The following is an 11,927-nucleotide window of genomic DNA, read 5'->3' as shown; positions in this document are numbered from 1 at the left end:
CTCGCGTGGCGACACTTTCCATCAGGGACGTGCGCAAGTCTTATGGCTCGGTACAGGTTCTTCACGGGGTCGATATCGAGCTTGAGGACGGAGGCTTTCTGGTCCTGCTCGGGCCGTCCGGATGCGGCAAGTCGACCTTGCTCAATATGATTGCCGGCCTCGACGACACGTCCGGCGGTGACATCCTGATCGGTGGACGCTCGGTCCTCGACCTTGCGCCCAAGGACCGCAATATCGCGATGGTGTTCCAATCCTACGCGCTTTATCCCACCATGTCGGTCGCGAGGAATATCGGCTTCGGATTGGAAATGCGTGGCGTGGGCGCCGACCAGCGCACGCGTGCCGTGGAAGATGCCGCGCGAATGTTGCAAATCTCCCATCTGCTCGATCGACGCCCCGCCAACCTTTCGGGCGGACAACGACAACGTGTTGCGATGGGCCGCGCGATCGTGCGTGACCCGGAGCTGTTCCTCTTCGACGAGCCATTATCCAATCTTGATGCCAAGCTTCGCGTGGAAATGCGCACGGAGATCAAGCGCCTGCACGAGCGTCTCGGCACGACCATCGTCTATGTCACGCACGATCAGATCGAGGCGATGACGCTGGGCACCAAGGTGGCCGTCATGAAAAGCGGCTACATCCAGCAATTGGGCGATCCGCGCACCATCTATGAACGGCCCGCCAATATGTTCGTGGCAAGTTTCATCGGATCTCCGGCAATGAACTTCCTTGCCGGACGACTGGTCCCGGATTCGGAAGGTGTCCGGTTTCAAGCGAGCGGAGTATCGATCGTGTTGCCGACGCGGAACCGGCAGGTGGACTCTGAGCGACCGGTGGTGCTGGGTATACGGCCTGAAGAGCTGAGAACCGTTGCGCACAATCGAGCTTCGATCATGGGGGAGATCGATGTGGTAGAGCCTACCGGGCCTGAAACCATGGTGACTGTGCAGGTCGGCGAGAACGCGATCATCGCGCGCCTGCCGCCGAGGTTTGCCGGCCGGCGCAAAGAGCCAATATGTCTTGCCGTGGATCCAGCGAGCGTCAACCTGTTCGTTCCGGATAGCGGACAGCGCATCGACATTTAGGGCGTGGATACAGCAGCTGGACGCAGTTGCGCACGGTTCCGCGATTTCGCCCCGAACTTATCCGGAGCGGATGCGGACCGCTAGCGGTCAACCTGCAATGAGTGATCGGCATCTCGGCAGGTTAGTTAGTCTAGTTGTAGGCGTTTTTCTGGTCCTCGACCCGTTGCGCGTTGTCGGCGAGCAAGCCGCCCTCGTGCGCCACAAGCTCGAGTGGATACTCGTGCATGAAAATCATGAAGTCAGGCAGCTTGTAGGCATCCGCGACGGCGGCATTGATCCTCTTCAGCATCCTGCGCTTGGCATCGCCGGCGGCGCCCTGCGGACCATGGATGACGAACACGGGCCTGAACGGTTCGGCGGGCACGACGCCATTCTGGCTGACCATGTCCGGTGACCACTCGCGCAGGAAAACCCGATGATCGTCGGGGAAAGGATAGGCCTCGTTCAGGGCTTCATACAGCCCTTTCATCAGATGTCGCTTCCGCTCAGAGTCGATTCCGGCGGGGACGTCGAGATAGGCGATAGGCATAACTTCCTCCTAAATTTAAATTTATAACTTTAAAATCATATAGCGCATAGACAAGAAAGGCAAGGGTGCGCTAGAACTTTTTTATGGCAAAGCGAAGCTACAATCAGTACTGCGCAATTGCGCGTGCGCTCGACGTGATCGGGGAACGCTGGACGCTGCTACTGGTGCGAGAACTGCTGCTCGGACCAAAGCGTTACGGCGATCTGCTGGCAGCGAGCCCCGGCATCGGCACCAACCTGCTGGCCGACCGGCTCAAGGAGATGGAGAGCCAAGGCCTTATCGAACGGGTGACACTTCCTCCTCCCGCAGGCTCGACCGTGTACCGGCTGACCGGATCCGGGGCGGAGCTTGAACCCATCGTGTGCGCCATCGGCCGCTGGGGTGGGCGATTCATGGATAAGCGGGGACCGGGGCAGCAGCTGTCGCTTGGTGCTTATTTCGTGGCCATCCGGGAGTGGTTTCGGCCGGAGCGGGCAACGGGATTGCGCGAGGCCTACGAATTCCGCGTGGATGGACGGGTGTTCGAAGTCCGGGTGGACGAGGGAACCTGCGCGACTAGCGAGGGCAGCGCGAGCGGTGCGGTTGCTGTGTTTGGGATGAGCCTGGAGACGCTCGACCAGCTTTTCCGCGGCGAGGTTGCTGCCGACCGGGCCATCGCGGACGGGCGCGTGAAGGTCGATGGCGACCGGGAAGCGTTGGCCAGGTTCCAGGCGGTGTTCCAGTCTCCCGCTGCATCAGCGGTATGAGCGCACTGAGTAGCTGCCAACTGCCAACCGGAATTGGTCCCTGAACCATTCACCAGGATCCCCAAAAGGCTGCGGAGCCGGCTGGTGGGCACTAGACTAGCGGGCCTTGGCGATCAGTTCTGCCAGGCAATCGGCAGCCTCAGTCCCCGGCACGCCGAGATCTCTGACACTGTCCATGTGGTTGCGGTTCGGGAGCACATGCGACGTTACCAACGATCCCTGCCGCAGCAAGCTTGCTTTGAATCGATCGGCTTGCTGATGGAAGGGTGGCGTCTCATTGGCTCCGACCAGAACCGCCGCCCTGGTTTGAGGATCATGCCGACAGGCGAGCGGCGTAAACATGGCGACTTCCCCGTCGGTTATTCCAATCTCGTCGGCGAGAAAGGAATCCTGGAGCGGTTTCAAATCGTAGAGCCCGCTCAGCAGAAGGGCTGCCCTCACATTCGAGGGGGTATGCTTGCCGTCGAACAGAAACGTTGCAAGATGGGCTCCTGCCGAATGACCACTGACAGTCAGGGCCGCCGGGTTTCCGCCATGATCGGCGATGTTGGCGAGCACCCACTGCTTGGCGCGGCGCACCTGGTCGACGATCGTCGCCATTCTGACCTTGGGCATCAGAGCATAATCAAGGATGACGGCAATGCCCCCGGCCTGGCTAATCGTCGTCGCGACATATGAATAGTCGCGCTTGGAGAACATTCTCCAGTAGCCGCCATGGACAAAGATGTGCACCGGCAGCGCCGTTCTTTTCCCCGCGGGAAAGAACAGATCCATGGTTTCGGTCGGATCCGGTCCGTAGGCCACGTCCGCAGTCATCGCAATGGTGGCGCGGGCGGCCTCGCTGCGGTCAACAAAGTCCTGCACGATTTCGTCAAAATCCGCGACGTGGTCGCGAATGCGAAAGGGATCGCCTTGCATTCTTTTGCTCACATGCTGATGGCGAGGTATTTCGCCTCCATGAACTCGGCAATGCCGTGATGCTGCCCTCCCTCGCGGCCGAGCCCGCTCTGCTTGACGCCGCCGAAGGGGGCCGCCGGATCGGACATCAGCCCCCGGTTGACAGCGATCATCCCGGCCTCGATCCGGGAGGCCACCCGCATGCCGCGCGCCAGATCGCGCGTGTAGATGTAGGCAGCAAGCCCATATTCGGTGTCATTGGCGCGTGCGATGACCTCAGCCTCGGTGTCGAAGCTCGAGATCGGCGCCACAGGCCCGAATATCTCCTCATGCGCCATCTTTGCGTCACCTGGCACGTCGCGAAGCACTGTAGGAGGGTAGAAGAAACCAGTTCCGGACAGGACTGAGCCGCCGCACATGACCCGCGCGCCGCGTGCGACTGCGTCGATGACAAGGCGATCTATTTTCTCGACCGCCTTTTTCGTGATCATGGGTCCGCATTCCGTGTCCGGGTCGGTGCCAGGGCCGACCTTGAGCGACGACATCCGCTTCTCGAGGCCATCCGAGAAGGCTTCGTAAATGCCAGATTGCACGTAGAGGCGGTTGGCGGCCGTACAGGCCTCACCGGCGTTACGCATCTTGGCCACCATTGCGCCATCGAGCGCCGCTTCGAGATCGGCGTCGTCGAACACAATGAACGGTGCGTTGCCGCCGAGTTCCATCGAACACGAAACCACATGCCTGGCAGCCTCTGCCAGCAGAGCGCGACCCACACCCGTCGAACCGGTGAAGGAGAGCTTGCGCACTCGCGGGTCGGCCAGCATGGCGGCTGTCAAAGGGCCGGGACTGGAGGTCGTCAGGACGTTGACCACCCCCGGTGGCACGCCTGCGTCCTGATAGAGCGCGGCCAGTGCGTAGGCGGTAAGCGGCGTCTCGCTGGCCGGCTTCAAGATCACCGTGCATCCAGCGGCAAGTGCCGGCGCTATCTTGCGCGTCGCCATCGCGGCAGGAAAATTCCAAGGCGTGATCAGGACGCAGATACCGATCGGTTCGTAGTCGACCACGATGCGATTGGTGCCGGAAGGCGCAATACCGAATTCGCCAGTAATGCGAACGGCCTCCTCGGCATTCCAGCGGAAAAATTCCGCGGCATAAGCGATCTCGCCGCGGGCATCCCGTAGAGCCTTGCCGTTCTCCAATGCGATGAGAGTCGCGAGCGCCTCTGATCGTTCCGTCATCAGTTCAAAGCAGCGTCTGAGGATCTCGGAACGCTTTCGCGGCGACGTTGTCCGCCAGCCGTGGGCTGCCTTGGCAGCGGCGTCAACGGCAGCGGCCGCGTCGTTCACGGTCGCATCGGGCACAGCGGCGATGACAGCCTCGGTCGAAGGATCGACGACCGGAATCACCCTGCCATCCGCGGACTGGCGCCATTGGCCGCCAATATACAGCCCGTGCGAGATTGTGTGGAAGTCGCTGATGCCCTGATCATCCGACAGAACCTGTGAAAACGTGTTCATCTCGATATTCCCGATTGTTACATGGTGCTGGCGAGGTCGCCATCAAAGGCGGCCTGGACCAGGCGTCGCATGGACCCCAAATCGAATGGACGCGGATTGTTCTTGATGAGGCGCTCGATACCAATCGCTTGTTCCGCCGTCCAATCGAGCTTATCGGCGGGCAGCCCCAGTTCGGCCAACGAGGGGGTGATCCCGATTGCCCCAAACAGCCGACTGACCTCGCCAATGGTCGCGTCGGCCAACTCTTCGGGCGTACAGCCCTTTGCATCGAGGCAGAGCGCGTTGGCGATCTCGGCCATCTCGGTCGCTGCGGCTGTTCTGTTGTACTTCATGACGTATGGCAGCATGGTGGCGACACCCAATCCGTGAGGGGTGTGGGTTATCGCGCCAACCGGGTATTGCACGGCGTGCGCTGCCGCTGTGCCGGCCGTTCCGAACGCACAGCCGGCGGCCAGTGCACCCATCATCACGTCGGCCCGGGCGTCCTCGTCAGAGGGCTGGCGGTATGCCGTTTCAAGGCTTCGGCCAAGCAGCTTGATCGCCAGCAGGGCGAAATGATCGGTCAAAGCGGTTTTGCCGATAAAGACATGTTTCTGCGGAAGGCCGGGATCGGTCCCCCGCCTGACGGCGGTGAAGGCCTCGATTGCATGCGTCAGCGCATCGGCGCCTGCGATCGCCGTCAATGCCGGCGGGCATGTCATCGTCAGTTCAGGATCGCAGATGGCCGCGGCCGCGATCAGATATGGGCTGGAGATGCCGACCTTCAGGGTGCGATCCGGATCGGAGATTACGGCGACCGGGGTCACTTCAGAGCCCGTGCCGGCTGTCGTCGGCACCGCGATCAGCGGCAGCGTCGGGCCGGGCACCTTGAACTCGCCGTAGTAATCCTGGAGCTGACCGCCGTGAGTGATGAGCAACGCGGCGCATTTGGCCATATCGAGACAACTGCCGCCGCCAATGCCGATCACCATGTCGGGCGCGAACCTCCGTGCTTCCTCGACGCAGACGGCAACGGTGTCCCGGGGAACGTCGGGTAGCACGCGGTCATGCACCAGTACGTCTATCGAGCTGGCTCGCAGCGCCGCGACGATCTCTCCAAACGGGCCCGTTGCGGCAAAACGTTCATCGGTGCAGACGAGCACGCGACGCCCGAGCCTGGCCGCGACAACCGGAATGACGTGGCGTTGGCCCTTCCCGAAGAGGATTTCGCGCGGCAGCCTTATGGCAGCGAAAAGGCTCATTATCTGCATCCTGTGATGATGTCTGGATTGGAATGCGAAAGGCCGTTCAACTCGGCCCAAAGGCTGGGTTTGACGTCAAACCCCACTTGCAGCACGCTTGCGTTCCGACGCGTTGAACCATCGCCCGGAGCGCTGACGGTCCGTTCAGGCTCGGACGGTGAGGAAGCCCGGCCCGCGGAGTCGGCCCGCTGCTCCAGCAGGGCCACCGCAAGTACGATTGCTTTGTCTTGAAACAGCCTCAAATTATATCCTCTATAAAATCGTATAGGATATAGGATTGCATTGGCCGAAGCATCGTGTTAGCAACTCAATGTGTCAAGGGGCAAAAAATGCAGGCCATGAACTTACCCAGTCTAGATGAACCGAACCTCGCCGGCGGGCGTATCCAGCGCTCCAGCAGCCTGGTTGAGGACGTCTACGAAGCGATTTTTGCGCAACTCATGTCGCTGAAGATTGCGCCGGGCTCGCGCATCACGGTCGACAGTCTGGTCAAGGAATTCAACGTCTCCCACACGCCGATCCGCGAGGCGCTCGGCCGGCTCGAAGGCGAAGGCCTGGTGCTGAAGACGCATCTGATCGGTTACCGCGCTGCGCCGCAGATCACGAAACGACGGTTTGACGAGCTCTACGAGCTTCGCCTGCTGCTCGAGCCTCATGGCGCGGCCAAGGCAGCCGCGCTCATGGACGAGGTAAAGCTCGCACAGCTTCAGGAATCGGCGGGCGTCATGGCGCGCCGTGAAGGCAAGGACGAGCGTCTGAGGTATTCCAACTTCGCCCGCCAGGATGCCATTTTCCATGACAAGGTCATGGAATTCGCCAACAACGAACTCGTGCGCGAGACGCTGGCGCACCAGCATACCCACTTCCACATATTTCGCCTGATGTTCCATTCGCGCGTCACCGAGGAGGCGCTCGACGAGCATGAGGCCATTCTGGCCGCTTTCGCTGCGGCCGATCCTGCCGCTGCCGAGCAGGCGATGCGTCGCCATATCGAGCATTCCCGCGACCGTTTGTTGCTGGCGTTCGACTGAGACTGTCCCGATGTCTTTGATCACAGGCCAGTGCCAAGGATACTTCCCCGATTCACCCTTCTAGAAAGTCAAACCCACCGGGCGAGTACAGGTCTCGCCCGGCCGTTGTCACAGGAAAGGTACGACCATGCCAGGCAAAAAGATCCTAATGCTGACCGGTGAATTCACCGAGGAATACGAAATCTTCGTCTACCAGCAGGCGATGGAAGCGGTGGGCCACACGGTTCACGTTGTGTGCCCAGACAAAAGCGCCGGAGACCTGATCAAAACATCGCTGCACGATTTCGAGGGCGATCAGACCTACACCGAAAAGCTCGGCCACTATGCGCTGATCAACAAGACCTTTTCCGACGCTGAGAAGCAGCTGGAGCAATACCACGCTGTGTACTGCGCCGGCGGTCGTGGGCCCGAATACATCCGCACCGACAAGCGCGTGCAGGCGATGGTGCGCCACTTCCACGAAACCAAAAAGCCGATTTTCACGATCTGCCACGGCGTGCAGATCCTGATTGCGGTAGACGGCGTCGTGCGTGGCAAGAAGGTCGGCGCACTGGCGGCATGCGAGCCCGAAGTGACGCTTGCGGGCGGCACCTATATCGACCTGTCTCCAACGGAGGCATATGTCGACGGCACGATGGTTTCAGCCAAGGGCTGGACGGCGCTTGCAGCGTTTATCCGCGAGTGCCTGAACGTGCTTGGGACAGAAATCCGCCACGCGTAGACCTTCTTCCGACGCGTCTCAAAGGGGTGCGTCGGTTCCCTTTCTGGAAGGGCATTGTCACCGCAATTCGGCTTCGGATCATAAACGCCCGCATCGCGCTGTTTGCCCCCCAGGTTCAAAGCTCTTTCGTTATGCATTGATGCTCGTTTCATCAAATCCCGTAAGCGAACGCATCAGTGTTTCCCTTGCTGAAGCCAGATGCGCTCGGCAGGCTACCTCAATCCGAGTGGCGTTGCGGCTCTCAAGCGCATCGATATAGGCAATGTGTTCGTGGATTGCGGCAAGGTTGCGCTGCTTTTCGTCCTGCTTGTTCCACTGATAGTGGTAGTGAAAAATGAACATGATGATGTCGTAGAAATCATCGATGAAGCGGTTCGGTGATGCCTCGTTTATAAGCCGGTGGAACCGGTTATCCAGGCCGGAGAAGTCGTGAAAGCGGCTCTCAATTCGCTCCAGCAGGTCGGCATGCGCCATCTTGAGCGCGGCGAGTTTCGACCATAGCGGAGAGCTGTTCGGCTGCAGTGAAAACAGTTGTGCCGAACGCAGTTCAAACATCACCCGGATCTCGAAGAGCTCAAGTGCAAAGTCTTCAGTGAGACCCTTGAAAAGCCAGCCTGTATTCGGCCTTTTCTCGATCAGTCCAAACCGGCTGAAGCGGATCAGGAATTCGCGAATTCCATTGGTCGCAACACCGAATTGCCGTGCAAGCTCAAGCTCATTGATGCTGGTTCCGGGCCTGGTGTCACCCCGCAGCATCCACTCCATGAACTGCTGTTCGACATGCTTGGCGCGAGGCGTAGTTTCGGCGTCCGGATAGTAGTCGTTGTCGCCGACCGCGCGGCCCGTCGCTCTGAGGCCGTGGCGTTCGGTGACAAGTTCGCGGTTAACAAGTTCTCGCAGGACCTTTCGGACGGTTGTGCGGCTGACGCACATTCGCCGTCTAAGCTCATTTTCGGAAGGAAGTTCGCCGGCCAATTGTCCGTCGCGCAGCATATTTGCAGCTCGATTGAAGGCCTTCTTGTAGACGGTGTCCGTTCTCATCGGATTTCCTTGGAACAATACCTTGTCCTTTTTAGCATGAACTTTATCCATAAAAAACAACTTGACCCGACTACACCAGTTGTTTTTTCTCGATAAGAAGAGGACCTGAACACGAACTGAGTTTTTGACGACGCGGCTCGCACAAGCTGCGGCGGGGAGGGGAAATTTGCCTGAAACGGGAAACACCGGCACGACTGTCGGCGAGGCCGCGTTGCCGGCATCCAGGAAGTCAGAAGCCGTCCCCGGCCTTGCGCTTGGCCTGATGCTGCTGAGCGCTGGTCCGGTCGTCATCCTGGTGCTGCTGGTCGCCGTCCTCAGCTTTCTGTCACCCTATTTCCTGACAGGACGCAATCTCAGCAACATCCTCGCCCAGACGGCCGTCATCTCGGTTGTGGCGATGGGCCAGCATCTGGTCATCCTGACACGCGGCATCGATCTCTCCGTCGGCTCGAACCTTGCGCTGGCTTCCGTCGTTGGCGCGCTGAGCTTTCATGCTGGCGCCCCCGCCATCGTTGTGATCGCGGTGATGGTTGGCTGCGGTGCCGCGGTCGGCGCGATCAACGGACTCTTCTATGTCTTCGGCCGACTGCCGCATCCTTTCATCATCACGCTGGCAACATTGAGCATCGCCAAGGGGTTGGCGCTGCAACTGGCCGATGGCCGCGCCATCCCTGGCATGCCGGATTCGATCGATGCGCTTGGCCGCGACGCGGTCTGGGGTCTGCCTGGATCGGTTTTCGTTGTTGCCGGCGTTGCCGCGGTGCTTTTCGTCATGGCTAAAACCATGGTCTGGGGGCGCTGGATTTATGCGGTTGGCGGCCGGCCCGACGCTGCGTTGCGCATGGGTATTCCCGTGTCCTGGGTCCTGGTTTCCGTCTATGTCATCTCAGGGCTGTGCGCCGGCATCGGTTCAGTCATCCTTGCCGGCCGCACCGACGCCGGTTCGCCGCTCTTCGGCAATCTGCTGGAACTGGATACGATCGCGGCGGTGATCATTGGCGGCGCCAGCTTTCTTGGTGGTCGCGGCCACCTCGGCCATGCCTTGATCGGCGCCATCATGATCGGCGTTATCCGCAACGCGCTCAACCTGCTCAACGTCAACGTCTTTTTCCAGCTCATCGTCATCGGCGTGGTCATCGTCATAGCGGTCGAGTCCGACGTGCTGCGCAATTACCTCGAAGGGCGTGTGCGTGTCATGCAAGCCGGGAGGCAGTCATGAGCGCTGCTGCGGCCAACGTCGATCATGCGGTCACCGCGGACAATCCCGTGCTGGCGGTACGCGGTGCGACCAAGCGTTTCGGTTCGGTTCTGGCTCTGGACGATGTCAGCATCGAGGTGCGGCGAGGCGAGATCGTCGGCCTGCTCGGCGACAATGGCGCGGGTAAATCGACGCTAACCAAATGCATCAGCGGGGTGCACCAACTCGATGCCGGCGCGATCTTTTTGGATGGTGCGCCAACGCAGATACGCTCCCCTGCGGATGCGCGCTTCGCCGGCATCGAGACCGTCTATCAGGACCTGGCGCTGTTCGACAATCTGACACCGGGACAGAACTTCTTTGCCGGCCGCGAACTGGCTGGCCCGCAATGGCTTCCGCGCGGCCTGCGATTTCTGCAGCAGCGCCGAATGGACGCCGAGACCCGCGCTCTGTTGGTGAATCTCAAGGTCACGTTGCCGCGGCTGGATGCCGTCGTCGCCATGATGTCGGGTGGACAAAGACAAGCCATTGCCGTGGCCCGCTCGACCGTATTCGCCCGCAAGGTTGTCATTCTGGATGAGCCGACCGCCGCACTCGGCCTGCGTGAATCACGGCAGGTGCTCAATCTGGTTGCTGCGCTCCGCGACCAGGGCAATGCCGTCATCCTGATCACTCACAACATGGAACACGTCGTCGAACTCGCCGATCGCGCGGTGGTGCTTCGCCAGGGCCGCAGGGTCGGCGAACTGGTGCCGACCAAGGACAACAAACAGGAGCTGGTTTCCATGATCGTTGGAGCCTGACCCGTTCGAGATTTGGGGACCGTTCCGGTCCGCAAATGCCTGAAGCGTCTCCCGCAGGGAGGCGTCTCAATCCAAGGGAGGAAAACAATGCCAATGAACCGAAAACTGTTCGCAGGGCTGGCGATCGCCGTTGCGTTTTCTATGCCGGCTTCGGCCGCAGACAAGATCAAGATCGGCCTGATCACGAAATTCCCGGTGCCGTTCTACTCGACCATGGAGGACGCCGCCAAAAAATACGCGGCCGCTCATCCGGAGATCGAACTGGTCACCGGCCAGGGCCAGGCGGCCACCGACATTGAAGGCCAGATCGCTCTGATCGAATCCATGATCACGCAAGGCGTCAAAGGGCTTGCAATCACTCCGGTCGACCCGACGGTCGCGCCGGCGCTCGACAAGGCGGTGGCCGCCGGCATCAAGGTGGTTCTCGTCGACAACAGCATCCCCAACTGGAAAGGCCAGACGGCGTTGGTATCGACCAATAACCTCAATGGCGGCAAGATCGCCGGAGAATACCTGAAGACGGTGCTCAAGAGCGGTGACAAGATCGGTATTCTGCAAGGCGTTCCCGGGGTGCCGGCTCTGGATGACCGGGTCACGGGCATGATGGAGGGACTGGGTGAGGTAAAGGTCGAGGTCGTCGGCAAAGGTGCAACCAACTGCACGCTGGAACTTGGCACGTCAGTGACCGAAGACATTCTGACGGCCAATCCTGATCTCAAGGCAATCTACGCGGCCTGCGGCCCGCCGATCCCTGGAGCCGTCAAGTCGATCAGCAATGCAGGCATTGCCAACGACAACCTCATAGTGGTCGGCTTTGACGCCTGCTGCGGTGAGATCGAAGCGATCAAGTCAGGGGCGGAGGACGCCAGCGTAGCTCAATTTCCTGCAAAAATGGGCGAGCTTGGCATCGACACCGTCGTCAGGGCCATCCGTGGGGAACCCGTCGAGGCCAATGTGGATACCGGCGCCGGACTGGTGACGCTGCAGAACGTCAAGGACTTCGAGTGATCCACCAGCGGTCCGGGGGGGGGGGACCGCCACGCGCCAGCCGGGTGGGGGGCGCCGGGAGGGAAAGAGGGGGTTAGGGGGAAGAGGAGCACACAAAAAAAGATTTGTGT

Annotated in this window: 12 protein-coding genes; 7 read left to right on the top strand and 5 right to left on the bottom strand. The window is 60.5% G+C overall.

From position 1 onward, the window contains the following. The first annotated feature begins 5 nt into the window (after positions 1–5). Positions 6–1,085: an ABC transporter ATP-binding protein gene (locus NKH63_RS25070; RefSeq protein ID WP_352919028.1), complete on the top strand. Its 1,080-nt coding sequence runs from the start codon at positions 6–8 to the stop codon at positions 1,083–1,085. Between the two features lie 130 nt (positions 1,086–1,215). Here NKH63_RS25070 and NKH63_RS25065 read toward each other — a convergent pair whose 3' ends face one another. After that, positions 1,216–1,614, bottom strand: coding sequence for a tautomerase family protein (locus tag NKH63_RS25065; RefSeq protein ID WP_352643936.1), 399 nt, complete (start codon positions 1,612–1,614; stop codon positions 1,216–1,218). Positions 1,615–1,697: 83 nt separating this feature from the next. Between NKH63_RS25065 and NKH63_RS25060 the strand changes: the two genes are divergently transcribed. Then, positions 1,698–2,360 carry a winged helix-turn-helix transcriptional regulator gene (locus tag NKH63_RS25060; RefSeq protein WP_352643935.1) on the top strand — a complete coding sequence of 221 codons (663 nt, stop codon included), beginning with the start codon at positions 1,698–1,700 and terminating at the stop codon, positions 2,358–2,360. Between the two features lie 96 nt (positions 2,361–2,456). On the opposite strand, the gene NKH63_RS25055 is transcribed toward NKH63_RS25060, so the two are convergent. The 3 genes from NKH63_RS25055 to NKH63_RS25045 are packed head-to-tail and all read right to left on the bottom strand — an operon-like array spanning position 2,457 to position 6,015. Then, on the bottom strand, positions 2,457–3,278 hold the full coding sequence (locus NKH63_RS25055; protein WP_352643923.1) for an alpha/beta hydrolase: 822 nt from the start codon (positions 3,276–3,278) through the stop codon (positions 2,457–2,459). Positions 3,279–3,286: 8 nt separating this feature from the next. Then, positions 3,287–4,774, bottom strand: a complete 1,488-nt coding sequence (locus tag NKH63_RS25050; protein WP_352919025.1) for an NAD-dependent succinate-semialdehyde dehydrogenase — start codon at positions 4,772–4,774, stop codon at positions 3,287–3,289. Between the two features lie 17 nt (positions 4,775–4,791). Beyond that, positions 4,792–6,015 carry an iron-containing alcohol dehydrogenase gene (locus NKH63_RS25045; protein ID WP_352919023.1) on the bottom strand — a complete coding sequence of 408 codons (1,224 nt, stop codon included), beginning with the start codon at positions 6,013–6,015 and terminating at the stop codon, positions 4,792–4,794. A 338-nt stretch (positions 6,016–6,353) separates the two neighbouring features. Here NKH63_RS25045 and NKH63_RS25040 point away from each other — a divergent pair, with 338 nt between their 5' ends. Both NKH63_RS25040 and NKH63_RS25035 read left to right on the top strand, forming a co-directional pair. After that, positions 6,354–7,046 (top strand): GntR family transcriptional regulator, encoded by a 693-nt coding sequence (locus NKH63_RS25040; RefSeq protein ID WP_352484920.1) that lies wholly within the window; start codon positions 6,354–6,356, stop codon positions 7,044–7,046. A 127-nt stretch (positions 7,047–7,173) separates the two neighbouring features. Next, complete coding sequence (locus NKH63_RS25035; RefSeq protein ID WP_023718517.1) at positions 7,174–7,767, top strand: DJ-1/PfpI family protein; 594 nt, start codon at positions 7,174–7,176, stop codon at positions 7,765–7,767. Between the two features lie 129 nt (positions 7,768–7,896). On the opposite strand, the gene NKH63_RS25030 is transcribed toward NKH63_RS25035, so the two are convergent. Then, positions 7,897–8,808 (bottom strand): GntR family transcriptional regulator, encoded by a 912-nt coding sequence (locus NKH63_RS25030; protein ID WP_352919021.1) that lies wholly within the window; start codon positions 8,806–8,808, stop codon positions 7,897–7,899. A gap of 166 nt (positions 8,809–8,974) precedes the next feature. On the opposite strand from NKH63_RS25030, the gene NKH63_RS25025 reads away from it, so the two are divergent. The 3 genes from NKH63_RS25025 (at position 8,975) to NKH63_RS25015 (ending at position 11,817) form a co-directional block, all read left to right on the top strand. After that, on the top strand, positions 8,975–10,027 hold the full coding sequence (locus NKH63_RS25025; protein ID WP_352484917.1) for an ABC transporter permease: 1,053 nt from the start codon (positions 8,975–8,977) through the stop codon (positions 10,025–10,027). After that, positions 10,024–10,809, top strand: coding sequence for an ATP-binding cassette domain-containing protein (locus NKH63_RS25020; protein ID WP_023718514.1), 786 nt, complete (start codon positions 10,024–10,026; stop codon positions 10,807–10,809). Before NKH63_RS25025 ends, NKH63_RS25020 begins: the two co-directional genes overlap by 4 nt. 93 nt (positions 10,810–10,902) lie before the next feature. Beyond that, positions 10,903–11,817: a sugar ABC transporter substrate-binding protein gene (locus NKH63_RS25015; RefSeq protein ID WP_156948053.1), complete on the top strand. Its 915-nt coding sequence runs from the start codon at positions 10,903–10,905 to the stop codon at positions 11,815–11,817. Positions 11,818–11,927: the final 110 nt, after the last annotated feature.

This window comes from Mesorhizobium sp. M0960, assembly GCF_040319055.1.
In the GTDB taxonomy this organism is placed as follows: Bacteria; Pseudomonadota; Alphaproteobacteria; order Rhizobiales; family Rhizobiaceae; genus Mesorhizobium.
This window is presented reverse-complemented; position numbering and strand designations above follow the sequence as displayed.